Genomic DNA, 24,693 nt, shown 5'->3' on the forward strand with positions numbered 1-24,693 from the left:
TAGAGTTGGTCGGATGGAAGCTTTGTGAGAAATGGCAGGTGAGCCTGGATCAATGTGCGGATGGCAACTGCTGCTGCCACCGGGCTGGCTGTTGTCTCAACCCAGAACTACTCTTTATATTACATGTGTGCAACGTCCAGCCAGGAAAGTCACCGCTTACTCCGTCTGGTTAGAACCACCCGTCAAGCTATGGGACCTAATAATCAAGCCCGCCGGTGCTATTGGTGCGGCGAGAAATTAACCGCCGCCAATAAATCTGAGGAACATATTATTCCTGAGGCTCTGGGCGGCCGTCATACCAGTCCTAATCTGCTATGCTTGGCCTGTAATAATGGACCCGCTTCCGACATTGATAAGGCTCTGGCCGCTCAGCTGGGCTACATCCTCCCGCTGGTGCGTATGGCGCAGCCGGGAACCGGTAACGAGGTAAAAAGTGTGGGTAAGCTGCTGTCCGGCGAGGAGGTTAAGTTTCGCGGCGACCTTAAACCTGAGACCACGCTCATCATTGAATGGAAACACGAGCCTGCTTACCAGTTCACAGGGACCGATGAGGAGGTCCGGGCCAAAGCGCTTCGGTACCTCAAGCAGAAAAAGGGGCAGTACCCGGATATTAATCCTGAAAAGATGCTGGCGGAAGCCGAGCTTTTACAACAGCCAGTAGAAGGCCTGATCTATTTCTCGAACTGGACCCCTACGCAGAGCCGGACCGGCGGGCTGGAGTTCTACAAAGGCATCATCAAAATCGCGGTCAACTTTTACCTGAGCCGGGGCGGTGATGCCGGATTAGTGCAACGCCCAATTTACATCCTGCGCGAAGCGGACCCGAGACAATCGGTGGCCAAGTTCTATTATCCCACCAGCATGGAGCCTCACCAGCTGGGCCCCGACGAAGTTTCCAACCTCCTATATTTAAAAGCGGATTCAGAACTCGGGTTGCTGTACTGCTACGTGGAGATCTACAACGCTCATAATGTCATCGTGCTCCTCAACGACTCTTATAGTGGTCCGGCGTTCGAACACGTGTATTGCTACGATTTGCTTAATAAGCGACGGGTGTACAAGCCGGTGAGGCTCCCTATACGCTTTGCCGACCACCTGCTGGACTATCTTGTTATTGACTGGGACACCAGTCATCTGCATGATGCCCGCTACAAACGCATGCGCCGTATTCTAGATGTCCGCTTCCAGCAAAAAGGGGTCGTGCAAGCTCCCGGCCTAATAACATAGCCCTGTCGGGTTGATACTCTCTGATAACTCATCACCCGCTATTATTGCTCTGTTCTGGTTAATCTGGTATTGAAGTCAGTCTATCACATTTGCTGCACATGAATTCTTTAGAACGCCAGTCAGGCGGGCTTCCCCGCCCGATGAAAGATAAACTCATTGCGCAACTCTTCCCCGACGACGTGAGTGGCGACAACGTTGTGCAGTTAGCTATTCGCTTTGCAGATGAAAACATCAATGTCAACGAGCTGGCCAGCTATTTGGGCGCTATCTACAAAGTCGACGGCCTCCTGCACGGTTCCCGGTACCGCAGCTATGTGCATCAGAGCGACCGGCAGATTGAGCTAACGCGCATTCGCAACGGCTCAGTAGTAGCTGAAATAGAGCGTTACATCTCGGACAACGATGCTTATAATCTCGGGGTGCTGTGGTTGTTTCTCAAATACCTGCCCCAGGCTATTACCAAGCTAACTGAGATTGCCAGTAATGTTATTGAGGTGCTCGATAAGCGCGAGGATTACTTGGAAAAACGCGCCAAGCGTCGACTCCGTCAGGACATAAGGCGCGTGGTGGCTGATGACCCAGAACTGGCGTCGCTCACGGAGGCCGACAAAGCCAAACTTGTCAAGCTCCTCGGAGAGCTATATGAAGCTAACAGCACGAAGATGAACGCTATGGTGCGTTTCTCAAAGAAGTACGTTAAGGAGATCACCCTTAAAGCGCGCAAGAGGACCTTCTAATAGCAGTGGAGGATGAAATGGCTCTAAGCCGTTTCCAACGGCTTGCGCAAGCTGCGTAGCCCGTTGGGCTCTACTCCCATCTGGCGAGGGAAAGTGTACTTGCCTAGGCGGTTGATGTGTTCGTAGTGGGCATGCGAGAGCCGAGCTAGGTCTTCGTCGCGCACTTCCACGCCTTTGGCCCGTAGTGTTTACACCACCTGTTGCAGATACCGTGTCCCATGGCACCGCATCAAGTTAGTGACCAGGTTTAGGGCGCTGACCACCTCCTGCTGGACTTCTTCCTGTTTGCGGCAGATGAGCCCTTCGCCACCAAACCAGAGAAACATCCGCAGCGCGTGCAGCCGCTCACCCTGTTGAACTGAACGTGAATCTTGCGTGCAAGGGTTGGCTAAGCTGGTGGCGTAGAATGAACGGGGGTTTGATAAGCCGCCCGAATTGCTGCATGACATACGTCAGATTGTGCCGGCGTGGATAGGCCTGTAGCTGGCTGATAAAGAGCGAGGCCGCGACATAGCTTAACTTAAAGGAGCTGGCTACTCGCCGTAGCAGGTCATCTAAGCGAGCTTCGATGTAACTAGGCTGCACGTGGCCGGTGAAGTGCAGGCCTGGATAGGTCAGGTATTGGCAAAATAAGTTACACAAGCCAAGCTCTACAAACGCACTGTGCCTTCGCCACCTTTCGTAGGGAGCACTAATGAGTGGTCCCTTTGAACAAGCAGTCTTAGAACAGTCGCTTCCTTCTACTTTTCCATTATTTTTCCCATTCACATAGCCTATCTGCATTTCACCCTCTATACACGACCACTCGCCAAAATTTTCTCTATGGGCGGCCGTGGCGCATTTATTTTGAGGCACTACTTGCTGTAGGCAAGAATCAGAAAGCAGCGGGGTATAAGCTGCAAATACGCTAGTAATTCACCTAAATCCTTTATAAAATTCATGAAATACTCCCCGTTACGTCTTGTCGTAGCCGCCGCAACGCTAGCATTAAGCGTTTTCGGTTGCAACCCACAAGAACCGGAACTGTTGCAGCAAGACTCTATTGAGGAGATAACTCCTCTTTCCGCTGCCCAACTTCAGCAATGGTATAGAGACCAAGGCGGTACGCTCACCGATGCCGTGTTGCCTACTCCAGCCGGGGCCTTTTCTGTGGATGCCCCCCCTCAACTTAATTGGGGATTGCTCACTAGCACCCAAATTGGCGCCGAGCGGGTGTCATTAGTGCCCTTCGCCGACGCACTCACTCCCGGTGGCAGTAGCGACTATTTTACTCGCCGCTATTTACTCCTCGTCCAGCGTACAGCGCGCTCACCAAAAGCCGCCATTATTGAGGTATTGACCACTAACTCGCAATCAGTAGCCGAGTCTCAAGCCCTGTTTTTCGACCTTTACCGTCAAGGTCGATCAACCGCCGCGCTTCCTCAGCAAAACTTTACTGGTTTCGTATTCTACTACACATTACGCTATCAGTTCCGCGCTGGACGCCGCTACACGCAAGGGCGCGTATCTCCTGGTAACCCGCAACTCCTTACAGCTGCAGAGGCCGGGGGTAGCGCGCGAGGCACCAGCACGTGCACTTATGTGATTATATCACACTCTCCGCCTTATACAGTTAACGTATGTGATCCACCAAGTGGTGGCGGCTACGGTGGTGGTGGCTACGGCGGCGGCGACGACAGCGGCGGTGGCGGCGGTGGTCTACAGCCCACCGATTATCCTGAGCTGCCAGGTGGTGACCCCAATGACAATGGGAGTGGATCTGGGTCAGGATATCCGAAGCTTATACCCAACATGCCAACCTCAATGATCCCGCAGATAACACCGGGTAGTTGCGTAACCTCTTCTTTAACAGAGGTCAAGGCAGCATTATGTGGAGGCAATCAGACGAAGGAACAGATTGAGTCTGCAATGGTTACGTATGCAACGCAACTGTATGGCGGTGCCTTTTTCACCACTGGCGTACCTTTAAACGATATAGGCAGCTTTGTAAGCCATTTTTTCACTACCACCGTCCTTTTTCCCGTTGATAACTATCAAGGAGCAATTGACGCAGGCCATCCGATAGCAATTGATATACCTTCAGGTACAGATGCTTCTGTTTGGCATAGTGTAATTGTAATGGGCTATGAGTCGGATCAACCCAACCTTGTTTACTACCTAGACCCCGCTACAGGAATGATCACAATGGGTGATGGCCCAAGCTTGTTCGCGAACGCGCACTATGCGATACCAATAACGGGCTGCCGATAATTTTTGTATTCTGTAAATCCCTTTCGCCATGCGTAATCACCTGCTTCAGTTTCTTCTCTTTGCTGTTTTGATTGGCCACTTCCACATGAGTTATGGGCAAGAGCCAACGGCAAGCAACACACACGTTGAAATAAAAGAGCCTTTATATATTGTAAACAATAACATAATAGCTAATGGTCTCACTCCTGCTCTTAACTCGACGCGTATTAAAAACGTGAGGATATACAAAGGACAGGATACACCCAATCTATCGAAAAACATATCAACAAAGGGAGTAATCTATATAGATTATGAAGATAAGATCACGAGCGTCTCATTTGCTGATGTAGCCCGCCAGTATGGAGTGCAAGGTCCTTTTCGCGTTGTAATCGACGGGCAGGCGCTTGCCGCAGCACAAGTAAGTGCCCTGCGTATTGCACCCGAAGCTCTTGGACAGGTGCGCGTCGTCCCCGCGACACCCAACACTTCAGAGGTTACCCTAGCTATTCAACTCGCAAAGCCCAACGCAGATAATTCCAGAAGAGCCCCTGGAACCATAATGATTCGGTAAGCACGCCTAGTTGCCTTAAAGTGGCTCAGTCCTCTTTCGTTCTAGCCGTTTTCGGGTCGTCAGGGTATGGCAAATACTTGTAGGCCTGTTCCAAGTGCTACTTCACTAACGGCTGCCGACGTTCGGTGTACCTTACCGCGCCGCTACTGGCTTAAGTTTTACGCTCAACTACTACGAAAAGGCCCCGCGCTGCCGCCGGCGACCAGTGGGTTTTCTTGAGTGTCACTGTGGCGCCGAACGGCAGAATCTACTTCTACTTAAAAGGCCAGTCCATAAGATGGACTGGCCTTTTCTATACCTTTTATCTAGGTACACAGCTTATTCCTGCTCGGCCTCGGGTGATGCGGCAGATTGCTCATTGGTGCTAAGAGACGGCGGCACCTTAGCTGACAGCTTTACCAAGTTGGTATCCGTTTGAGCTGGCGGCACGATGATGGGCGTGCCCGCTCCCCGTTCCCCAAACAATGGATTATCCGGCAGTGGCTGCCCGCCGTTCCCGTCGGGAACTTGGTTGTACAGTACCAGTTCCTCTCCAGGTGTACTCTGGGCCAGATGGTCGAGCAGCACTTCTTGTCCGCTGTTGGCGTGCAGCGCCTGTGTGAGTAGCGTGTAAGTGCTCACGTCAACGTTGTAGAGCTGGTTCAGGGCGTTCATCTGCATGGCCGCGTCTTCGGCGGCCCCGATAGCATCCGCCAGCTTCTGTGCATAACGCCGGGCCTTTGCATCGGCTGAGGCCCGCAGTCGTATTGCCCGCTTCATGCGGACGCGAAATTGGCGTTGGTAAGGAGTGAGAGTTGCCATCGTTAAAAACCTAAATGTTAGAAATGAGAAAGTAGGAGCATGACGAAGCGAAAGTGAGAGCCTGCCCCTGGAGCCGTTCTGCGATTCTCAGTTCCAAGCTCTCACCTCCACCTTCTAAAGCACTACCCCACTGCCACCACGCTCAGCGCGTTATAAGCATTGGAATTCAGGGGGTAGAACTTGCCGTTCATCTGCTGAAAGAAGTCCACACCCACCGCCACAATCAACGACTCATCGGCTGCGGCAGTCCGCACCAGCTGCAATGCCTCGGCCGGCCGCACCGCGTTGCTCAGCGGCAACTCCTCCGTACTAGCTTCGGCGCTAGTGGCGGTGCCCGTCTCGAAGTTAACCGCTCCTACGGCCGCCGTAATGCGGTAGTGGGTGGCGCCCTGTGGAGCGGCCACGTCACGGGCCGGGTTCAGTTCCCCTATGCTCACCAAGTGATTGCCGGTGGCCCGGTCCAGCGTTGCCTGCACACTGCCGTAGTAGGTGCCGGAGAAGGCCGAGCCCGCATTAAAGTCAAAGCCCAGCAGTGCCGACAAGTTCTCCGGCAGAATCTGCCGGCCACCACGGTCAGAGTCCTCGTCCAGATTAAGGATTTCCTTCATCTTCTGCGCCAGGCGCGACACCATCAGGCGGTCGGAAGCCAGCACCACCACGCGCCGCAGGGCGTCGCGTACCAGTTTGCCGGCCTTGGCCGCCGTGCCAAACTCGCTGGCGTTTTCTCGTACCCGCTGCATCGAAGCGGACGAGTTGAATTGGCTCTTGTTCGAGCCCTGTTTTTGGCGCACCGTGCCGTCCTTCGCGAAAACGACGCCGCCCACGGTGCCACTGATTTGGATTACGCCAGTCTGACGTGCCATAGTAGTAGGGGTAAGAATGAAAAATGAGACTGTAGCTGCTTTCATTACCGACTCCTACCAGGTGCACCCACCCCAGCAAAGCCGCTCGATTTTCTTTTGATTGTCCTGCCCATCAGCAAGACTGGCCCAATGCTCACATAAAGAAGCCGATTATTATACAAATATGAGAAATATATTCTTTTTATGAAATAAATAGTATCAGTATCTAGGAGCCAGTGTTACTTATCTTTCCCATTTGGCCCCCACCATCCTCGTAGCTAGAGTATAGCTAGAGTATGGCTTAGGTATGACACCGTCCTCTTGATTCGCCTATTTTGCTAGTTAGCCGCTGCCTTTGAATCGTTTATTCTGCGCCGCATCAGGCTCTGAACCACCTCTTACAGCGGCTAAGGCAGCCCGTCAGCCGGGCCGCTACGTGCATATGCGCGCTATCGTGGCCCGCGTGTACACCACTTGCGCAGGCTACACCTTCTTGAACCTGGAACGCGCCCGTCTTAGTTGCCCGCTGGAGCTGGTCATCCGTCCCGACCTGCTGCCCAACATGGTGCGCCACCTAAAGCAACGGCCCGCCAACTTGGCGGGCCGCGTAATCATAGCTGAAGGATACGTTCAGGCTGCCAAAGGTTCCGCCGCGCAGATTTGGTTGGCGCGAGCCCCTGCGTTATCCGTAGCGGCACCCTGACCTTCCCAAATGCGGCGCATAGTCTGGTGCTGTAGTTCTTCTACCACTTTGGCGTACACCAGCGTGGTTTGAATCTTGGCGTGTCCCATCACCTTCTGCAATACTTCCACTGGCATACCACGCAACAGGCTCTGCGTGGCGAAGGTGTGCCGGGCCGTGTGGCTGGTCAGCAGCTCATACCGCGGCACCGACTTTTTCAGCACTTCGCCGCCTACTACGGTAGTTACAACCACTTCATCCGTCAGCCCGGCCGCCTTGCCCACCCGTTTTAGGTAGCGGTTCATAACTTGGTTAGCCAGCACGGGCAGCAGGCGCACCCGCTCCGCGTCGGCGTATTTGTCCAGAATAGCCCGCGCGGCCTCGGTTAGGTAGATGCTCACGCCCGTGCGGGTTTTGGTCTGCACCAGCCGCAGAATCAAGCCCCCGTCCCATTCGTGCAGGTTGCCGCGCTGCAGCGCAAATACGTCCGAGTAGCGCAGCCCCGTGTAGCAGCAGAACAAGAGCACGTCCCGCACCCGCGTCAGGTACTCCGGCAGCTCGGCCGCCGCCAGGGCCGTCAGGTTGTCGGCCGTTAGCCACATCTTCAGCACATCCGCGTGCCGCCCCTGCAGCTTGCGGAGTTCCACGTCCACCGCCATGCCCCGCTCTTCCCGGCACCAGCGCAGAAACACTTTCAGTCCCCGCACGAAGGAAGCCACCGTATTCTGCGCCAGGTTCCGCTGAAAGCGCAGGTAACTCAGCACCCGGTCATACGTGCAGGGGTTCAGCAACTCGCCCCGGTCCTGCTCGTAGGCGCTCAGCCACGAGCCCAGCATCTTGCGCTGCCGCAGCGTGTGGTGCGCGTACCCCCGCGCCTGCAGCGACTGCCAGTGCTCCTCAAATATGCCCATCACCGACTTGGGCTTTTCTTCTTGCTCTCCCGACTCTGCTACCGGCCGCAGGGCGGCCTTCAAGCTTTCTACCGTGGGCGTTTCTCCGGAGGCCCGCAGGTTCCGCCACCAGGCCAGTGCGTCAGTTGTCAGCCGGGTTAAATACAGATTGGCTTCTTCGGCCAGCGGATAGGCCGAGCGGAACTTCTGCTTATCGGCGTTCCACTCGGTGGGTTTACACTTTTCGCCAGTAGCGTATTTGAGGCGCACGCCGTTGAAATAGGCGATGAAGTGTACCGGACAGCGGCCGGTGCTGTCCTTCTTGTCTTTGCGAAGAATGAATTGCGTGTTCATCCGGAAAGGGGGGCGTAAGAGGGGGCGTGACTCCCATTGCACAGTCCATATTTCGCGTTGCAGAGTACCGATTGCCCTGAACGCAAAAAACCCGGAAAACCCCTTCTGCTACGTGAGAAGGCATTTTCCGGGTCTTCCGGTTGTAAGTTGTTGTACCAGAGACGGGACTCGAACCCGTACGTCCGTGAAGACAAGGGATTTTAAGTCCCTCGTGGCTACCATTACACCACTCTGGCAAGTGTTTTATTTCAGCCGCGTAAGCTCATTACCACCACGCGACAGTTATGACAAAGTAACTGCAAATTCTTGAGACAATAATCCTCAATATTGGCCGTAGGTCTGAATCAAAGAAACTTTTTGCGGGCCTTACCTTTGCCGCACCGTACTTTTCGAGAGAATGATCAATGCAATAGCGAACTACAACAGCCGCTCTACAACAAAAAAAGGATGCTGCCGGAGCAACATCCTTTTGGAGCGGGAGACGAGGTTCGAACTCGCGACCTCGACCTTGGCAAGGTCGCGCTCTACCAACTGAGCTACTCTCGCTTGAGGTCTAGACGCCGTAGGGGGCGTTTTGATGTGACAAAGGTACTACAGGAAATTGGCTTGTCAAGTCCCTGCGCCAAAAAATGTCAGACTTTCCACACTGTGCCTGTGCTTTTTCCTGATTATCAAGGAGAAATTTTTTGTCTCAAATTACCTTGCCAAACCATATTTCTCGCCTCACAACGATGGTATTGTAGTGCTTCGTATCTGCCATTGCTCACGCGAATTATTCAACAAAACTTGAGGCTAAATTTACTGTTTGGGGCTAGCGGCCAGCTTCAGCTCGTTGAGCTTAAGTAGGGCTTCAATAGGAGTGAGCGTATTCACATCCAGCTTTTCCAGCAACTCGCGCACCCGCTCCAGCCCTGGATCGGCGGGCTCAAACATGCTGAGTTGCAAGCTGGGCCGAGGAGCATTGTGTACCGCTGCCGCAGGCTGGGCTTTAGGGCTACGACGGGCGCTGTCGTCAGCGTCTATCGCGTGGCCGTTCAGCGGTACTACTTTACTGATGGGCTCAGCATCCAACCCGGCTAACACCTCGTCAAACTCAGTGGGAGCATCAGAGTCAATACCGGCGGAAGTGCGCTCTTGCTCCAGATGGTGCATGATTTCGTTGGCGCGCAATACCACCGAGGTAGGCATGCCGGCCATGCGGGCCACGTGAATGCCAAAACTATGCTCGGAGCCACCTTCGCGCAACTTACGCAGGAACAGAATGCGGCCATCGGCCTCCTTCACGGCTACGTTGTAGTTACGGACCCGCGAACAATCGTCGGCTAGCTGGTTGAGTTCGTGGTAGTGGGTGGCGAAGAGCGTTTTGGCCCGCGCTTTGGGCGAGTTGTGCAGATGCTCCACAATCGCCCAAGCAATGCTGATACCGTCGTAGGTGCTGGTGCCGCGCCCGATTTCGTCCATGAGCACGAGGCTACGGTCGGAGAGATTGTTGAGGATGGAAGCCGTTTCGGTCATCTCCACCATGAACGTACTCTCGCCTTTGCTCAGGTTATCGGATGCGCCAACACGGGTGAAGATTTTGTCGATGATGCCCACGTGGGCCGAGTCGGCAGGCACGAAGGAGCCAATTTGCGCCAGCAGCACAATAAGCGCCGTTTGCCGCAGCAGGGCCGATTTGCCGGCCATGTTGGGGCCCGTAATCACCACAATCTGCTGCTCGTCCTGGTTGAGGCAGATGTCGTTGGGAATGTACTGCTCGCCGGGCGGGAGCTGGCGCTCAATTACGGGGTGGCGGCCCGCCCGGATGTCGAGCAAAGTGGTATCGTCGATGATCGGCTTCACGTACCGGTGCTGCCGGGCCGTGGCCGCGAAGGACGATAGGCAATCGGCCACGCCAATGGCGCGGGCGTTCTGCTGAATCTGCGACACGTACTCGGCCGCAAACAGTACCAGCTCATTATAGATATTCTGCTCGATGACGAACAGGCGCTCCTCGGCGTGCAGAATTTTTTCTTCGTAAGTTTTCAGCTCCTCCGTAATGTAACGCTCGGCATTCACCAAGGTCTGCTTGCGAATCCAGGAGGTCGGAACCTTGTCTTTGTGGGCGTTGGTGACTTCGAGGTAGTAACCGAACACCTTGTTGTAAGCCACTTTCAACGACGAAATGCCGGTTTCCTGAATGGCGCGCTGCTGAAGCTGAAACAGGTAGTCTTTGCCCGAAAAGGCCATGGCCCGCAGCTCGTCCAGCTCTGTATCCACCCCATCATTAAGCACGCCGCCCTGGTTGGTCAGGATGGGCGCATCGACTTTGATTTTCGCTTGAATTTCTTCGCGCAGATTGGCGCAAGGGTTGAGCTGGTCGGCGAGCTTTTGCAGGGCTTTGATGCCGGACGCCGCTAGTTCTTCCCGGATGGGGCTAATGGCTTCCAGGGCGCGGGCCAGTTGGAGCAGCTCCCGAGGGTTGATGCGGCGCACGGCCACTTTGGAAATCAGGCGTTCCAAGTCGTTGATCTGACGCAGGTACTGGAGAATGTTTTCCAGCAACTCCGGAGTTTGAAGCAAGGCTTCCACTGTATCGAGGCGGCGCTGAATCTGGGCGGGCTCTTTCAGAGGGAGTACCACCCACTTGCGCAGCAGGCGCGCGCCCATCGGCGTCACGGTCTGGTCCAAAATGTCGATAAGGGGCACGCCGCCGGGGTGTTGTGCTTGCACCAACTCCAGGTTGCGCACCGTAAACCGGTCGAGCCACACATATTTGTCTTCTTCCAGGCGCCCGATGCTGCCGATGTGGCCCACGTCGGTGTGCTTGGTTTCGGCGAGGTAGTGCAGAATGCAGCCCGCTGCCGTAATACCTTCGCGCAGCCCATCAATGCCGAAGCCTTTGAGCGAGGTAGTATTGAAGTGGCGCGTGAGGGTCTCGTGGCTATAATCGAAGCCGAAAACCCATTCATCCAGCGCGAAATGGCAATAGTCGGGCCCAAAATGGCTTTCGAATTCAGCCCGGCTTTTCTTGCAAAACAGGATTTCGGCGGGCTGGAAGTTCTGGAGCAGTTTGCCCAGGTATTCCACGGTGCCCTGCGCCACCAGAAACTCACCGGTACTGATGTCCAGGAAGCTGATGCCGGCCTCTTGCTTGCCGAAGTGCACGGCGCAGAGGTAGTTGTTGCTGCGGCGGTCCAGCACATTGTCGTGCAGGCTCACCCCAGGCGTCACCAGTTCCGTGATGCCGCGCTTCACGAGGCCCTTGGCCATTTTCGGGTCTTCGAGCTGGTCGCAGATGGCGACGCGCTGGCCGGCGCGCACCAGCTTGGGCAGATAGTTGTCGAGCGCGTGGTGGGGGAAGCCGGCCAGGGGAGTTTCCGAGGAAGTGCCCGCGCCGCGCTTGGTGAGCGTGATATCGAGGATGCGCGAGGCCGTTACGGCATCTTCACCGAAGGTTTCGTAGAAGTCACCCACCCGGAACAGGAGCACGGCGCCGGGGTGGGCCTGCTTGAGTTGGTAATACTGCTTCATCAGCGGCGTATCAATCACGGGAGCAGGACCGAGGGAGCCGTGGGTGCGGATAGGCTTTTTAGTTGGATCGGCGACTTTCGTTTTCACTAGGCTAGCGGGTAGCGCGAAGCTCCAGCTTCGCGTATTGTTGAGCAGGCGGTGCGGGTATCGTTGCAACCAAGCAAGGCAACGATGCGCGAAGCTGGAGATTCGTGCAGCATTTCGGGATACGAACAGCCAACATCAGCCACCTACGGGCGCGTTCCTACCTTTGTCGTTATGCGCAAACTCTCGATGGAAGAGCTGAACCGACTGACGGTGGCAGACTTCAAAAATACGCGAAAATTCCCCCTTACCCTAGTGCTCGACAACGTGCGCAGCCTGCACAATGTAGGCGCCGCCTTCCGCACCGCCGACGCGTTTGCCATCGAGAAAATCTGGCTTTGCGGCATCACCGGCCGCCCGCCCCAGCGCGAAATCACCAAAACTGCCCTCGGTTCCACGGAGTCGGTGGCGTGGGAATACGCTTCTTCTACCACAGAAGCCCTGCGTCAACTGAAAGCCGCTGGTTACGTGCTAGTGGCCGTAGAGCAAACCACGGACAGCCAGCCGCTACCCGCCTTTCAGCCTAACCCGGTGCTGCCGTATGCACTAATTATGGGGAATGAGGTATTTGGGGTGGAAGATGAGGTACTGGCCCTGTGCGATGCCGCCGTGGAGATTCCGCAGTTCGGCACCAAGCACAGCCTCAACGTGAGCGTAGCGGCTGGGGTGGTGCTATGGGATTTCCTGAGCAAGATGCACCTTAGTACTTAGGTGGGTTAAAGTAATCCGCAGGCCGTCATCTGCTTCTGCACCTTTTGCGGGCTAAAAACCTGGCGCCCCGCAGGGGTAACTAGCCAACTCGGGTAGTGCTCGGCTGAACACCATTTAAAAACGAAAGGGCCGCCTCATATGAGGCGGCCCTTTCTGAGCAAAAAAGATACCTGCTACTTCTGTACCAGGACTTTGCGGGAAACCGTTTCGCCATCGGCGCCGAGGCTTACCTGGTACATACCAGCTGCCAAACGGCTCAGATCCACGGGAACTTGCACTGTGCGTTGGCCGGCGGGTAAGGTCTGGCGCTGGATTTCCTGGCCTAAGCTATTGCGGACTACCAATTGTAAGCCATTTACAGGTTGCTTGAAATTTGCTTGAACCAAGAAACGACCCGCGCTGGGGTTGGGGTAAACTTGCAGACCGCCATTTGCCTTCAGATCAGCTACGGTACTGTTGGATAGTACAGCATCCTGAATAGACAGATTGTCGATGGCCCAGCCCCAGCCGTGGCTGAGTTGGTCAGAGAAGAGACGGAAACGCAGACGCACCACGTCGCCGGCCGCAAATTTGTCGCGCAGGTTCAGCGTGCGGGGTTGAAACAAGGCAGGCGTACCTGGGGCCGTGGAATTACCACCACCATCGACGGCGCTGTTCCAGGCAGCAAGCCAAATGGCTTTGTCGCGGGAGTCGTAGCCCGGTGCTACGGCAGTCCAAGTGGCGCCATTGTCTTTGCTGCCTTCCACTACCACATAATCATAGAAGTTGGCGCCGCCGAATACAGTGCCTGCGTCACCCGGCTCCACCAGCACTATTTCGTCGAACTTCATGATGGCCGCTGCCGGATCCGCTTTAACAATGATAGGCACCAGCAATTGGTAGATGATGCTGCTCTCGAAGCCAGGGCCAGTACCGTCCGCGTACGGATGGTCGGAATGAATGGCGGGACTGCTGAAGCCGGTGGGTTGCGTAATGGAGAATCCATCCCCTACTAGATCCAGCGGATTATTGCTGTTAAGGGCGTTAACATACGTAACAACAGGAGTCTTAAAATCGACGACTGGTACAGAATACGAGCCGCTGGCTGGGGTCACTGTTTGGTTGACAGCGGCAGCGACATCTCGCACTACCACCCGGTAAGTGACTACATTACCTGCTGCAATAGCGCCGCCGGCGGTGCTGAGCTGCCCGACGAAAGTAGTGTCGTTTTGCTGAGTCAGGGAGAAATTAGGTCGTGGGGTGCCATTCACGCTGTATTCCACGGTTACAGTGTTCACTCTCTGGTTGTCTTTGGCATACACCGTGAGCTGGTAAGGGAGCTGGCTCGGAAACAGGAAGGACGGCGCCCGGTGAGCAACGATAGGCGCTTGCGTGTCAGGGCCTACTCTGAATCGGTATCGCAGTGCCGGGGCAGTGGAACGGTAAATGCCCGGCGCGGTGTACGTGCGGTTGGTTTCCACGTCTTCGGCCTGCAAGTAATAGCTCACGCTTGCGTTGAGACCCGGGTTCGGAATAGTGCCTGTATACTGATTAGAGACACTGGTGGCCGTCATGGTCACCGTAGTTTCCGACCCATTATTAATGGCGTACACGAGCTTCACTGAACCAGGTTTTACCGTGCCGTCGCTTTCCACGTTGGCATTTATCACGAAGTTCTGCGCCACCTCTGTGTCGCGCAAAGGCGTATGCCGAATGGCCGTGTTAAACCACCCTATTTCGGCAAACATGGCCTTGGTCAATGGTCCGGGGTCATGGATTGCTTCTGCGGCCCCAATTTGCGGCGTCATCAGCGAATTAATGTCGCGGGCTGGGTAAGTGGCTTCGTCTAAGTGCGAAATGCTGGAGCCGGCTGAAAACATAGACGGCGCGTACAGTTTCGGCCGCTTCTCGGCGCTGGTGGTCGTGTTGGCTGCCTTTGCCAGCGGACTGTTGAAATACAGGTTATTACTCCGAAACTCGGTACCCAGCGCAGTCGAAGGATTCTGAAAAATCTGCGTGTTAGTGATTTGCTGGCCCGCCAGATTTTCTATGTACGTAGCGAAGTTGATAGGAGGGATACCGTAGGCGCCTTGGGTTGTGCTGGCAGTGTAACTAGTACCCGCCTGAAAGCCAAGACCGTGGCCTAGCTCGTGCAGCACCACTGATACCAAGTCGTACTGGCCGGCGGGGGTGTTGCCGTCAAGGCCATAGTACCAGGTAAATGTGCTGCTGAAGTTAGCGTTGATGTCGGCATCCGTAGGGGCGTTTAGGTCGCGGCCCGCAATCTTTTCGGCCAGGGCTACCGGATATTGCACATCCACGCGCGAAGCCCCATCAAGGCGGCTGTAGAAACTGCTGGCTCCCGCCGAGCCAAGTACGTTAGCAGCTAGGGGCGTCCAGTTAGCGCGCACCCGGATAGTAACTGGCGACGAGAGCAGTGATTCCCAGATATCAACTGCGCGTTGAAAAGCGGCCTGGGCCTCCGGGGTGAAGCCAGTGTAGGTGACCTCAATATTTGCAGCAGTCGTTGATCTGCGCCCGGTGCGCACTTGTTCTAGATACTCGGTGGGTGGCGCCACCCGGGTGTACATATTCTCGGGACGAGCTGGGCACACCACAACGGGCACCCGGCCAGGTACCTGAACAAAGGTCTGGCTGAGGGCCGGCTGAACAGCTGCACAAAGCAACGAAAGCGTCAGTAGTTTTTTCATCAACAGGTGAGACGGAAAAAAATGAATGAAAAGCAAAAGCGTAAGGTGAAGCTAAGGAGTCGTTGTTCAGTTAGCAAATCAAGATCTAATATTTTAGAGAAGAGCCACTTACCAGCACTTGATGCGAGTACAAAAAAATAGTAACAGCGTTAAGCTTACTTGTAGCTTCAGGCCTAGTAAGGTAGCCTACACTGCGCTAATTGCACTGCATTGCTAGCAATTTCTGAAGCTTTGAGCCTTAATGAAGGCTAATCAACACCATATTGATTAGAGAAATAGGTAAAATACGTAATGTCACCACGTATAAAGGATGAGATGTCGGTGCGATACTAGGCAATGTTAGCGGGTTTAGTATAGGCTTGGGTGCTAAAATTTTCAAATTTCTTATGTAGTTTTGGGATGAAGCACTAGAAAAGAGGTGCTTTTTTTGCGTTTTTGCCAATTTCCCACATTTTCAAATACATGAAACAAAGTTTTACTATGCCGGGTAGTCGAGCATTGGTAATGGCTGCTCTGCTTGCCATACCAGGACTAGCCACTGCCCAACAGACCGCGCTTAGCCACGCTATTTCAGCTTTGAGCAGCAAAGCGTTACGACAGGGGTTGAGTGAGCAGGACCTAGCTAATCCAGTTATCACCAGCCAGCATACCGATGCCAGCACTGGTCTCACGCATATCTACTTGCGTCAGCGCTACCAAGGAATTGAAGTATATGGTGCTGTAGCCAATGTACACGTTGCTAGCAACGGTCGGATTGTGGCTTTACAGCACAACTTCGTGCCAAGTGTGGCTGCAAAGGCTCGCACCAGCGCCCCTGCACTCACGCCAGCACAGGCCATAGCAGCGGCGGCCCGCGCCTTACGAATGCCTGCGCCTAGCGCACTTGTTGTGGAGCAGCAAGGCCAGCCGGCCGAAGGAATGGTCTTCAACAACGGCGGCATTTCGCTGGAAAAGATTCTGGTAAAGCTCATGTACCAGCCTGTAGTCAGTGGTGAGTTGGTATTGGCTTGGGACGTGACGCTGGCTCCGCAAGATGCAGAGCACTACTGGAACGTGCGGGTTGATGCCCAGACTGGTCAGTTGCTCGACAAGACTGATTACACAGTCTCGGAGGAGGTTTCCTTCGCGGAGATGACGCAGCGGGCCTTGGCTTCTCGCAACTGGTCGCAGGTGTTGGCCACACCCACCACGGCCAGCCGCGTGACGGCGCCCAATTCCTACAACGTGTTTCCGCTCACTGTTGAGAGCCCTAGCCATGGAGCACGCCAGGTCGTAACTGATCCGGCTAGCACCACGTTTTCGCCTTTTGGCTGGCACGATGTGAACGGGGTAGCTGGTGCTGACTCCACCAATACCAAGGGCAATAATGCGTACGCCTACCTGGACCGTAATGGGGTGAATGGGTTTCGCAAGGGTGCCAGCCCCGACGGTGGGCCCACGCAAATATTCGATTTCGCCTTCAACGGTACATCGGAACCGAATATCAGCAAAGACGCTGCTGTAACTAACTTGTTCTACTGGAATAACCTAATGCACGACGTGATGGCCACTAAAGGCTTCACGGAGCAAGCTGGTAACTTCCAAGTGAAAAACTACACCAGCAATGGTGGTGTTTCCACACCTGGCGGCAATGACCAGGTACTGGCCGAAGCTCAGGATGGTGCTGCTCTGGCAACACCTAATCTTAACAACGCCAATTTCTCGACTCCTATTGACGGCTCCGCGCCGCGCATGCAGATGTATGAGTGGGATGGCCTGGTTACCGTAGCAGTGACGGCTCCTTCCACCCTAGTAGGCCCAATAAATGCGCGCGAAGGCGCTAACGGCCGCAAGCTGGCTCAGGTAGGGCCCGTTACGGGTAATCTAGTTGCTGTCAACGATGGCTCGGCGCAACCCACGCGTGGTTGCAGCGTGCCATTTGTGAATGCTGCTGCCATCAGTGGCAATATTGCGCTGATGCGGCGTGGTAAATGCGGCTTCTCGGCTAAAATAAAAAATGCTCAGAATGCTGGTGCCCGCATGGTTATCATGATGGATAGTATTCCTGACGCACCGACACTAGTAACCATGGGAGCCACGGCACCGGACTCTGTTGGCATCCGCATTCCTTCTGTCTTCATTTCATACAACGATGGTATGCGGCTGCGGACAGCATTGGAGAGTGGCCAGACGATTACGTTAACGGCTAGTGGCTCGGCTCGGCGCGACGGTGACTTCGACAATGGCATTATCGCCCACGAATACGGCCATGGCATCTCGAATCGCCTCACTGGTGGCCGCTTAGATGCCAGTTGCCTTAGAAACTTTGAGCAGATGGGTGAAGGCTGGAGCGACTTCTTCGCGCTCTGGATGACCACGCGCCCCGGCGACGCAGGCACTACCGGTCGTGGTATCGGCACTTACGCTTCATCGGAGCCTACCACCGGTGGTGGAATCCGACCAACCCGGTACAGCACGGACATGGCTATCAATGGTGCTACCTATGCCCTAATAGGAACTCCCGGTTACAACACCACCGTCAACGCCGCTGGTCAAACTGTTGCTCAGGTTCACAACATTGGTTATGTATGGTGCACCACACTCTGGGACCTGAACTGGAAGATGATTGCCCGGCACGGCTACAATGCTGACCTAACGGCAACTACAGGTGGCAACAACATGGCACTGCGGTTGGTCTTGGAGGGTTTGAAGTTGCAGCCATGCAGCCCTGGCTTCATTGACGGCCGTAATGCTATTTTGAAGGCTGATTCTGTCCTGTATGGTGCCGCTAATTCAGATATTATCTGGCAGGCTTTCGCCCGCCGCGGTATGGGCTTCAATGCCGTACAAGGCAGTAGCAGCAATCTCACCGATAACACGGCTGGTTTCGCGCTGCCCACGGTATTGAGCACTAGCACCCGCCTCAACGAGCAGCAGCTGGAAGTGTATCCGAACCCGGCCCGCGACCAAGTACTGGTACGCACGCAAATAGCTAGCAAAACCGCTGTTTCGGTGGAGCTGCTGACGCTAATGGGCCAAGTAGTACGCGCTACCTCAGTGCCAGCCAGTATGTTGCAGCAGAGCGGTGTGAAGCTGAACACAGCGGAGTTAGCCGCTGGCGTGTACGTCGTGCGTCTGACTACTTCGGAGGGCATTATCACCAAGAAAGTGGCTGTACAGCATTAAGTAATCGGCTGGCCTCAAGGGCAGCTTTACAAGAAACCCATCTGGCTGTGCGTCGGATGGGTTTTTTGTGGTTCTTCGCCTTGCCTTATTCTGTACTTTATGACTTCTGAGTTTTCATTACCCACTCGGCCCGACACAGCACTACTGGCCTTGCGGCCGGTGCTGCCACACGTATTGCCCGCCACCGGCGAAGCTACTCCTGCTGATTTCCTGCACCACACGCTCCGGCCGGTGTTGAAACTGCAAAACGACTTGCTACTGACGGTGGTGGCCGATTTTGTGCACGATCACCATATCCCGCTGGCTACTGCTTCGGCCGCGGAGCAGCAGCGACTACTGGCCGAATTGCTGACCCGTAATATCAAGCTGCGCTACACGGTGGTAGGGCTGGTGTGCGGCCTGTTTACAACGGACGAGCTGGTTTACTACCGCCAGCACCGTTCCGAACTGAACCGCCGATTGCTGGAACTGGCCACGCGCCGGGTGCAGGACCAATCTGCCGGAGTTGCTACTCTAAGCGCAATGCGGTGAGCTACTACGCAATCCTTGGCGTCAGCGAACAAGCTTCTCCCGACGACATTCGGCGGGCGTACCGACGCCTCGTACTGCTCACCCATCCCGACCGCACGCCTGATCCGGCCCAGCATCGCCGTTATTTAGCTATCAACGAAGCCTACGAGACCCTTAGCGACCCGGTCCGCCGCCAGCGTTACGACTATATTCTGCGCCAGCCTGTAGCGCCAGGCCCAGCCCCCGTCGATGATCTGCATCCTGATCCTGCACTACGGCGGCGTGGTCGGCGCCGGCCGAAACCGGCGGCCCGGCAACCGTCAGCACCCCCACACATTCGGTACGCCAAGGAATTTGGCCGCATACGGCCTCACTTTCGCTTACTCGCCATTCTGAGTTTGCCGATAGCTTTACTGGTGATAGTAGACTTCTCGCGGACTCAGGTGCTACCCCAGGAAACAGTGCAGGACTTTGAATATGTGGTAGGAGGAACCAGACGCTATACAACTTCCTACTTCGTAGTATCGACGCAACAAGCGCAGTTCGAGACTGAAAGCACAACCAAGCTAGAAAGAGGTGCCCAACTGATAGTCTACCAAACGCCGTGGTTCGGGAAAGTTCGGCGTGTAACTACACCATCTGGCGAATCAGAAAGCATTGAACTGCGGCTTACCAATTTCGTCTATGCCTGGATGTTGCTGGTCACACTGATTGGTAGTGCCACCGCAACATTGCGCCTGAAGCTACGACGTGACCGCGCTTTCAACGTGGGGTTGGTCAACTTAGTAGCATTTGTGCTGCTCGTTATAGTTCTGCTTTTCATGTAAGTCAACCTATACAAAAAGGTCAATAGAAAGGCCCGCAGTTAAAGCTGCGGGCCTTTCTATTGACGTGTACTAAGAAAACAGCTTTGCCACTACTGCATTAGTCGAAGCTGGAGTCGCGAAGCTCTACGGGGGAGGCTTTCTTGCGCAGCCGCATGTTGAGCAGTTCCACTGTCAGCGAGAAGAACATGGCGAAATAGATGTAGCCTTTCTCTATCTCCTTGTGGAAGGCTTCCATCACCAGCATCACCCCAATCATAATCAGGAAGGAGAGGGCCAGCATCTTGATAGTGGGGTTGCGGTTAACGAAATCAGCCACTACCCCCGAGAAAGCCAGCATCACGCCCATGGAAAGGATAACGGCTAGAATCATGATCAGCACGTTGTCGACGAGGCCCACGGCCGTCAGAATAGAGTCGAAGCTGAACACAATGTCGATGATGATGATCTGGAAAATGATGCTGCCCATTGTAGCGCTGCCGCCCGTGCCGTGCTCGTCTTCGGGGCCACCTTGCAGCTTGGTATGAATTTCGGTGGTGCTTTTGCCAATCAAAAACAGGCCACCCGCAAACAGAATAAGGTCGCGGCCCGATACGCCGAACGGCTCATCCAGCCAGGGCAAGGGCAGTGTAAACAGAGACGCCTTCAGCCCCACGATCCAGGAAATACTCAGCAGTAGGCCAATACGACACAGCAGCGCCAGTAGCAAGCCAATGCTCCGGCCCCGTGCTTGCTGATCGTGGGGCAGCCGGTTTACGACAATCGAAATGAAGATGATGTTGTCGATACCCAGCACGATTTCCATGAACGTGAGCGTGAGCAAACTCACCCACGCTTCCGCACTGGAAAAAACCGAAAAGTCGAAGTGCATTGATTGAATGGTTAAATGGTTGAATTGTGAATGACTGGTGGTGCCGTTCTGCAAGCCTCAACGACCAGCCATTGAGCCGTTAAGCCATTCAACTTTTCATGTTCACAAATTGCAGCGGCTGGCCAATCTCGGCGGCGCGCTGACGGAGCAAGGCAATAACGCCTTGCAAATCATCTATTTTCTTGGCTGACACCCGCATTTGGTCGTCCTGCATCTGCACTTCCACCTTCAGCTTCGCGTCTTTGATCGTCTTGCTGATTTTCCGGCCTACTTCCTTGTCGACGCCGGCCCGCACTTTGATGGTTTTCTTCACCAGCGCCCCGCTAGGCTGTTCTTCAGCCGTGAAATCCAGCGCCGTGCCATCGATTCCCTGTTTCACGATGCGAGCCAGCAGAATGTCTTCTAACGCCTTGATGCGCATGGAATTCTCGGAGCTAAGCAGAATGGTATTGGCCTTCTTGTCTAGCTCCATGCCGCCTTTGGTGTCGCGGAGGTCATACCGAGTTTGCAGTTCTTTTTTCGCCGTGTTCACCGCGTTTTCCAGGGTTTGCGGGTCCACTTTGCTTACGATGTCAAAAGATGCCATGAGAAAGGAAGAAGGGTATAAAAGCCATTACGCCAAACCAGCGGGCCGGTTCGGTTGAGAGCCGCAAAGGTAGGAAGTCACAGCAGGATTGGCCGGCGGCTGTTTTTGGTCGTGTTCAGGCCCAATAGTTTGGCTGTAACCACGCGGTGCCTCGCCTCTCCACGTAGCTAGTTGGTGTAGCTAGGTTGCTGGGTAGCCTTGGCCCGTGCGGTACGCGGCCCCGCGTACGCACGGGGCTACAAGGATATGCAACAGGAAGCCCCGAAGCACCTATATTGCTCCCTGAGTACTAATGCAGCGCCTCAGACTGGCCACTACACTTTCTCTTCCCATAGTCATTCATGGAACAACTGCCCGACGTTGCGACGCTAATTGGAATCTACAACCAGATCAATGCCTATGGCCGCGCTAACGGGATGAAGCTAACGGTGCAGCAGCCCGGCCACGTGCTGTACACCATGACTATTCGCGACGAGCATCTTTCGTCGCCGGGCACCTGCCACGGGGGCGTGCTGGCCGGGTTGATGGATGCAGCGTTGGGAGCAGCAGCGCTTTCCCTGGCTTTCACGGCTGCTGAGTTGGTTTCAACGGTGGAATTCAAGATCAACTACCTGCATCCTGTACACATGCACGACCACCTCGTAGCGCGCGCCCAAGTAGAGCACAGCGGTAAAACGTTAGTCGTGAGCAGCGCCACCATTGAGTGCACCACCCGCGACAACCTGGTGGTAGCGCGGGGTATGGGCACGTTCAACCGCTACCCCGCTGACAAGCGCGATTTTCACCGCCTGCTATTCCCTAACGTCGAGCCCGAGGAGTAAGCTAAACGGTGACCTTACTGCATACAAAAAGCCGCCAGCGCTTCCGTAAAGCAGCTGGCGGCTTCTTGTTGCCGAACGAACTAAGAAAGACTAGAGGCGCTCCGTAGAGTCAGCCGACTCGTGTTCGGTGGGTTCCTCTTCGTCGTCGTACTCGTCGCCTTCTTCCATTTGCGGAGCGGCCACTTTGCGGACGTTGCGGGCGCAATCTTCGTCGCGGTGGTTGCGGCCTACGGTGAATTCCACCCAGTCGCCTTCGCGCAGCTCGTTGAAGTCGCCTTCGGCCATGTCGGCGTAGCTGAAGAACAGGTTGTTGGGCGGCATCACTACGAAGCCAAACCCGTTTTTGAGGTTCTTGATGGTGCTAATGCCGATGGTGCCAACCGGACCGGCCGCCGTCGGACCCGTGGGGCGCACCGGCTTCGGCACGGCCGGATAGGCTACGGGCTCGGGCGTATTGACGAACATGCTCTCCACCAGCTCATCGGCATCGATGAGGCCCTGGTCGATGATTTCGTGCATCTGCACCGGATAGGTAGCCTGCTCGAGCAAGTGCTGCGAGGCGCGCGTCACGCGGGCTTCACCTTTGAAGTCCACGTATTTGAAGTCCCAGTTCAGGAGCATCACGCGGGTGCCTACCGTGTTGAGCTTCTTGATGAGCGGCACGTAATCGGAGTCGCCGGCGATGAGTACGATTACATCGTAGCTCTTGTGCAAGGCCAATTCCAGAGCTTCCAGCGACAACCAAACATCAATGCCTTTTTCCTGCAAACGGCCATCGCGCGTTTTCAGGGGCATGTAATGCGTGGCGATGCTCATGTTCATGAGAATGTCGTCGAGCAGTCGGTCATGAAATAGCCGGTCTTTGTCGCGGGCTTCGGTAGCCGAGAGGCGGCCACGGAAGAAGTGGGCGTCAATAATGCGGCTGAGGCGGACATCCACGTCCTCTTCCTCGGCGACTTGGTGACGAATAAACTCATGTAATCCTTCCAAGCTAATGCGGGCTTTACGCTCGTGCTGGAAGTAATAGTAATCACTGATTTTCAGGAAATAATTGCCGTCATAAAAGACGCCTATCCTAATCAGGGGACTATTTATCTGGTTCATACGGGGAAGGTTTTGAGGGTAAGCGAAGGTGTGTGTGAGGGTAAAAGGGCAGATAATTAGGTTCGGCTGCTACTAAGACTAGCACAGTCTGATGCCAAAGATACGAGACCCTATGTTTTGGCTGCCTGAAGGGCAAACTATATTACGTGAGTACCACATCTTTACAGCGCTATCCATAGCAGACATCAAGGGTAAAGTGAAAGTGCTGAACAGAACAGCTTAACTATGCGAAGAGGCGTCAGATAAGCCCGGATGTTCAGCGTATTCAGCTTGCAGATAAGAGGCGTACCGGGTATATGCTTAGCTCAATGCTCTCACACGGCGAGTGGCGTAATATTAAATAATATAAATCTTACATGGTAGTAATAAATGTTAAGTGAACGTCTTTGTTAAATGCATTTCGCCGCTAAGCTACACGTCTGCGTAAACTGCTGCAAGCATTATTGTAATTTAGTACGCTAACAACCGAGGCTAACCGACAAAAAACCATGAATTTGAGCCGTAATAAGCAATTTTTAGTGACTTTATTTATCTGAAAATCAAGTATAAGACCTTGGTATTCCGGTGATAGTGAAGTTGTGTGTCGGCTTAGATCAATTTTTCTTCAGCAGAACAGGAAGCCGAAGAGAAGCTCGTAAGCTGAACCAACGGGTTGCAGAAGGAACTGAAGACAAGTAGTAAATTTGTCTTCTAGTAATAATTTATTGTTCAGATTGGTGACTAAAATACCATTTTGCTTAGCACCAACGCCAGCACTACCGCTCCATATCCCACGCAAATGCCAACTTCCAGCATGTTGCCACTGGCCGAGCCAGTGCGAATGAGCGGGATTTTAAACGAGAAACCGGTGAGCGGCATAAACCATTTCACGCCGGCTTTGGTGAGCGTGTCGGCCAGCAGGTGCGAGACATAGCCGCCGCCCGCAAACAGTGCCACGCCGTGCCAGCCCAGGCTTTGGTTGGCTAAGTGGCCGATGTAGGTCCAGAGGGCGGTGGCCCAGGTGGTGTGCGTCCAGGAGCGATGGCTCGTGAACGGGGCCACCGCCACAAAGCAGCCAAGCATACTGAGCCACAGAAACTCGGTGTAAAGCCCCGCTACCACCGTGCATAGCCCCGTGAACAACAAGGCAAGCTTACGGGCCGAGCCGCCTTGCAGGGCGGCGCCGAGCAAGCCAAAGGCCAGCGCCGCCGTGAAACCCATGCGTCGGTCGGGGCCGATGGGCAGCATGAAGTGCGTGTAGGCGGCAATGACAGCGGCGGCGGCTACAAACGCCCAACGCACGTAATTCTGCGCGAAACCAAGCCGTTTGCTCAGGCGGGATTCGGGATGGTCGAGGTCGGGGGCGAGGGCGGAAAAACCCGCTAGGGCAATACCAGCAGGGGAGAAGGGCACGCCGGGCACGAGGCCAGCCACGGCTACGCCCGTAATGAGGCCGATGGCCAGGTGAGAAGAACCGCGCACGGAGTGAAGAGTTAGCGAGA

Annotated in this window: 20 protein-coding genes and 2 tRNA genes; 9 read left to right on the forward strand and 13 right to left on the reverse strand. The window is 54.8% G+C overall.

Annotation, left to right across the window (positions count from 1 at the left end):
• Positions 1 to 189: 189 nt before the first annotated feature.
• A complete protein-coding gene (locus ACYSMN_RS03080; RefSeq protein WP_488922374.1) occupies positions 190 to 1,227 on the forward strand; it encodes an HNH endonuclease in 1,038 nt (345 codons plus the stop codon).
• A 98-nt stretch (positions 1,228 to 1,325) separates the two neighbouring features.
• Positions 1,326 to 1,964 (forward strand): hypothetical protein, encoded by a 639-nt coding sequence (locus ACYSMN_RS03085; protein ID WP_488922375.1) that lies wholly within the window; start codon positions 1,326 to 1,328, stop codon positions 1,962 to 1,964.
• A gap of 188 nt (positions 1,965 to 2,152) precedes the next feature.
• Here the strand turns inward: ACYSMN_RS03085 and ACYSMN_RS03090 are convergent, their stop codons facing one another.
• Positions 2,153 to 2,413, reverse strand: a complete 261-nt coding sequence (locus ACYSMN_RS03090; RefSeq protein ID WP_488922376.1) for a Tn3 family transposase — start codon at positions 2,411 to 2,413, stop codon at positions 2,153 to 2,155.
• The gene (locus ACYSMN_RS03095; protein ID WP_488922542.1) at positions 2,310 to 2,747 is read right to left on the reverse strand and encodes a Tn3 family transposase; all 438 of its coding nucleotides are present in this window, start codon (positions 2,745 to 2,747) and stop codon (positions 2,310 to 2,312) included. Before ACYSMN_RS03095 ends, ACYSMN_RS03090 begins: the two co-directional genes overlap by 104 nt.
• Positions 2,748 to 2,903: 156 nt before the next feature.
• Between ACYSMN_RS03095 and ACYSMN_RS03100 the strand changes: the two genes are divergently transcribed.
• Positions 2,904 to 4,214, forward strand: a complete 1,311-nt coding sequence (locus ACYSMN_RS03100) for a C39 family peptidase (protein WP_488922377.1) — start codon at positions 2,904 to 2,906, stop codon at positions 4,212 to 4,214.
• Between the two features lie 28 nt (positions 4,215 to 4,242).
• Complete coding sequence (locus ACYSMN_RS03105; protein WP_488922378.1) at positions 4,243 to 4,764, forward strand: hypothetical protein; 522 nt, start codon at positions 4,243 to 4,245, stop codon at positions 4,762 to 4,764.
• A gap of 318 nt (positions 4,765 to 5,082) precedes the next feature.
• On the opposite strand, the gene ACYSMN_RS03110 is transcribed toward ACYSMN_RS03105, so the two are convergent.
• The 6 genes from ACYSMN_RS03110 to mutS all read right to left on the reverse strand — a co-directional run bounded on the left by ACYSMN_RS03110 (position 5,083) and on the right by mutS (position 11,846).
• Positions 5,083 to 5,565, reverse strand: a complete 483-nt coding sequence (locus ACYSMN_RS03110; RefSeq protein ID WP_488922379.1) for a hypothetical protein — start codon at positions 5,563 to 5,565, stop codon at positions 5,083 to 5,085.
• A 122-nt stretch (positions 5,566 to 5,687) separates the two neighbouring features.
• The gene (locus ACYSMN_RS03115; protein ID WP_488922380.1) at positions 5,688 to 6,428 is read right to left on the reverse strand and encodes a hypothetical protein; all 741 of its coding nucleotides are present in this window, start codon (positions 6,426 to 6,428) and stop codon (positions 5,688 to 5,690) included.
• A gap of 609 nt (positions 6,429 to 7,037) precedes the next feature.
• Positions 7,038 to 8,333 (reverse strand): site-specific integrase, encoded by a 1,296-nt coding sequence (locus tag ACYSMN_RS03120; RefSeq protein ID WP_488922381.1) that lies wholly within the window; start codon positions 8,331 to 8,333, stop codon positions 7,038 to 7,040.
• 153 nt (positions 8,334 to 8,486) lie between these two features.
• Positions 8,487 to 8,569: transfer RNA gene (locus tag ACYSMN_RS03125), tRNA-Leu, on the reverse strand.
• Positions 8,570 to 8,803: 234 nt separating this feature from the next.
• Positions 8,804 to 8,879 (reverse strand) — tRNA-Gly (locus ACYSMN_RS03130).
• Between the two features lie 252 nt (positions 8,880 to 9,131).
• Positions 9,132 to 11,846 carry a DNA mismatch repair protein MutS gene (mutS, locus tag ACYSMN_RS03135; protein WP_488922543.1) on the reverse strand — a complete coding sequence of 905 codons (2,715 nt, stop codon included), beginning with the start codon at positions 11,844 to 11,846 and terminating at the stop codon, positions 9,132 to 9,134.
• A 258-nt stretch (positions 11,847 to 12,104) separates the two neighbouring features.
• Here mutS and ACYSMN_RS03140 point away from each other — a divergent pair, with 258 nt between their 5' ends.
• On the forward strand, positions 12,105 to 12,641 hold the full coding sequence (locus tag ACYSMN_RS03140) for an RNA methyltransferase (protein ID WP_488922382.1): 537 nt from the start codon (positions 12,105 to 12,107) through the stop codon (positions 12,639 to 12,641).
• A gap of 173 nt (positions 12,642 to 12,814) precedes the next feature.
• Here the strand turns inward: ACYSMN_RS03140 and ACYSMN_RS03145 are convergent, their stop codons facing one another.
• Positions 12,815 to 15,331 (reverse strand): T9SS type A sorting domain-containing protein, encoded by a 2,517-nt coding sequence (locus ACYSMN_RS03145; RefSeq protein WP_488922383.1) that lies wholly within the window; start codon positions 15,329 to 15,331, stop codon positions 12,815 to 12,817.
• 504 nt (positions 15,332 to 15,835) lie between these two features.
• Between ACYSMN_RS03145 and ACYSMN_RS03150 the strand changes: the two genes are divergently transcribed.
• The 3 genes from ACYSMN_RS03150 to ACYSMN_RS03160 all read left to right on the forward strand — a co-directional run bounded on the left by ACYSMN_RS03150 (position 15,836) and on the right by ACYSMN_RS03160 (position 19,833).
• Positions 15,836 to 18,496: a T9SS-dependent M36 family metallopeptidase gene (locus tag ACYSMN_RS03150; RefSeq protein ID WP_488922384.1), complete on the forward strand. Its 2,661-nt coding sequence runs from the start codon at positions 15,836 to 15,838 to the stop codon at positions 18,494 to 18,496.
• 99 nt (positions 18,497 to 18,595) lie between these two features.
• On the forward strand, positions 18,596 to 19,027 hold the full coding sequence (locus ACYSMN_RS03155; protein ID WP_488922385.1) for a hypothetical protein: 432 nt from the start codon (positions 18,596 to 18,598) through the stop codon (positions 19,025 to 19,027).
• Positions 19,024 to 19,833, forward strand: a complete 810-nt coding sequence (locus ACYSMN_RS03160; RefSeq protein ID WP_488922386.1) for a J domain-containing protein — start codon at positions 19,024 to 19,026, stop codon at positions 19,831 to 19,833. The genes ACYSMN_RS03155 and ACYSMN_RS03160 overlap by 4 nt, the downstream gene beginning before the upstream one ends.
• A gap of 97 nt (positions 19,834 to 19,930) precedes the next feature.
• On the opposite strand, the gene ACYSMN_RS03165 is transcribed toward ACYSMN_RS03160, so the two are convergent.
• Together ACYSMN_RS03165 and ACYSMN_RS03170 are read right to left on the reverse strand one after the other, a co-directional pair.
• Positions 19,931 to 20,701 carry a TerC family protein gene (locus ACYSMN_RS03165; protein WP_488922387.1) on the reverse strand — a complete coding sequence of 257 codons (771 nt, stop codon included), beginning with the start codon at positions 20,699 to 20,701 and terminating at the stop codon, positions 19,931 to 19,933.
• Between the two features lie 88 nt (positions 20,702 to 20,789).
• Positions 20,790 to 21,287 carry a YajQ family cyclic di-GMP-binding protein gene (locus ACYSMN_RS03170; protein ID WP_488922388.1) on the reverse strand — a complete coding sequence of 166 codons (498 nt, stop codon included), beginning with the start codon at positions 21,285 to 21,287 and terminating at the stop codon, positions 20,790 to 20,792.
• Positions 21,288 to 21,628: 341 nt separating this feature from the next.
• Between ACYSMN_RS03170 and ACYSMN_RS03175 the strand changes: the two genes are divergently transcribed.
• Complete coding sequence (locus tag ACYSMN_RS03175; protein WP_488922389.1) at positions 21,629 to 22,108, forward strand: PaaI family thioesterase; 480 nt, start codon at positions 21,629 to 21,631, stop codon at positions 22,106 to 22,108.
• Between the two features lie 90 nt (positions 22,109 to 22,198).
• Here ACYSMN_RS03175 and ACYSMN_RS03180 read toward each other — a convergent pair whose 3' ends face one another.
• Both ACYSMN_RS03180 and ACYSMN_RS03185 read right to left on the reverse strand, forming a co-directional pair.
• The gene (locus tag ACYSMN_RS03180; RefSeq protein WP_488922390.1) at positions 22,199 to 23,212 is read right to left on the reverse strand and encodes an NYN domain-containing protein; all 1,014 of its coding nucleotides are present in this window, start codon (positions 23,210 to 23,212) and stop codon (positions 22,199 to 22,201) included.
• Between the two features lie 720 nt (positions 23,213 to 23,932).
• Positions 23,933 to 24,673 carry a metal-dependent hydrolase gene (locus ACYSMN_RS03185; protein ID WP_488922391.1) on the reverse strand — a complete coding sequence of 247 codons (741 nt, stop codon included), beginning with the start codon at positions 24,671 to 24,673 and terminating at the stop codon, positions 23,933 to 23,935.
• Between the last annotated feature and the right edge of the window lie 20 nt (positions 24,674 to 24,693).

This window comes from Hymenobacter sp. M1-2, assembly GCF_057808495.1.

Excerpts from the sequence above, each read along its gene's own strand:
- ACYSMN_RS03150 (WP_488922384.1), top strand. The coding sequence starts at position 15,836 with ATGGCTGCTCTGCTTGCCATACCAGGACTAGCCACTGCCCAACAGACC.
- ACYSMN_RS03100 (WP_488922377.1), top strand. The coding sequence starts at position 2,904 with ATGAAATACTCCCCGTTACGTCTTGTCGTAGCCGCCGCAACGCTAGCA.
- ACYSMN_RS03180 (WP_488922390.1), bottom strand. The coding sequence starts at position 23,212 with ATGAACCAGATAAATAGTCCCCTGATTAGGATAGGCGTCTTTTATGAC.
- ACYSMN_RS03165 (WP_488922387.1), bottom strand. The coding sequence starts at position 20,701 with ATGCACTTCGACTTTTCGGTTTTTTCCAGTGCGGAAGCGTGGGTGAGT.
- ACYSMN_RS03145 (WP_488922383.1), bottom strand. The coding sequence starts at position 15,331 with ATGAAAAAACTACTGACGCTTTCGTTGCTTTGTGCAGCTGTTCAGCCG.
- ACYSMN_RS03115 (WP_488922380.1), bottom strand. The coding sequence starts at position 6,428 with ATGGCACGTCAGACTGGCGTAATCCAAATCAGTGGCACCGTGGGCGGC.
- ACYSMN_RS03080 (WP_488922374.1), top strand. The coding sequence starts at position 190 with ATGGGACCTAATAATCAAGCCCGCCGGTGCTATTGGTGCGGCGAGAAA.
- ACYSMN_RS03110 (WP_488922379.1), bottom strand. The coding sequence starts at position 5,565 with ATGGCAACTCTCACTCCTTACCAACGCCAATTTCGCGTCCGCATGAAG.
- ACYSMN_RS03095 (WP_488922542.1), bottom strand. The coding sequence starts at position 2,747 with ATGCAGATAGGCTATGTGAATGGGAAAAATAATGGAAAAGTAGAAGGA.
- ACYSMN_RS03155 (WP_488922385.1), top strand. The coding sequence starts at position 18,596 with ATGACTTCTGAGTTTTCATTACCCACTCGGCCCGACACAGCACTACTG.
- ACYSMN_RS03175 (WP_488922389.1), top strand. The coding sequence starts at position 21,629 with ATGGAACAACTGCCCGACGTTGCGACGCTAATTGGAATCTACAACCAG.
- ACYSMN_RS03120 (WP_488922381.1), bottom strand. The coding sequence starts at position 8,333 with ATGAACACGCAATTCATTCTTCGCAAAGACAAGAAGGACAGCACCGGC.
- ACYSMN_RS03140 (WP_488922382.1), top strand. The coding sequence starts at position 12,105 with ATGCGCAAACTCTCGATGGAAGAGCTGAACCGACTGACGGTGGCAGAC.
- ACYSMN_RS03170 (WP_488922388.1), bottom strand. The coding sequence starts at position 21,287 with ATGGCATCTTTTGACATCGTAAGCAAAGTGGACCCGCAAACCCTGGAA.
- ACYSMN_RS03105 (WP_488922378.1), top strand. The coding sequence starts at position 4,243 with ATGCGTAATCACCTGCTTCAGTTTCTTCTCTTTGCTGTTTTGATTGGC.
- ACYSMN_RS03085 (WP_488922375.1), top strand. The coding sequence starts at position 1,326 with ATGAATTCTTTAGAACGCCAGTCAGGCGGGCTTCCCCGCCCGATGAAA.
- mutS (WP_488922543.1), bottom strand. The coding sequence starts at position 11,846 with ATGAAGCAGTATTACCAACTCAAGCAGGCCCACCCCGGCGCCGTGCTC.
- ACYSMN_RS03090 (WP_488922376.1), bottom strand. The coding sequence starts at position 2,413 with ATGTCATGCAGCAATTCGGGCGGCTTATCAAACCCCCGTTCATTCTAC.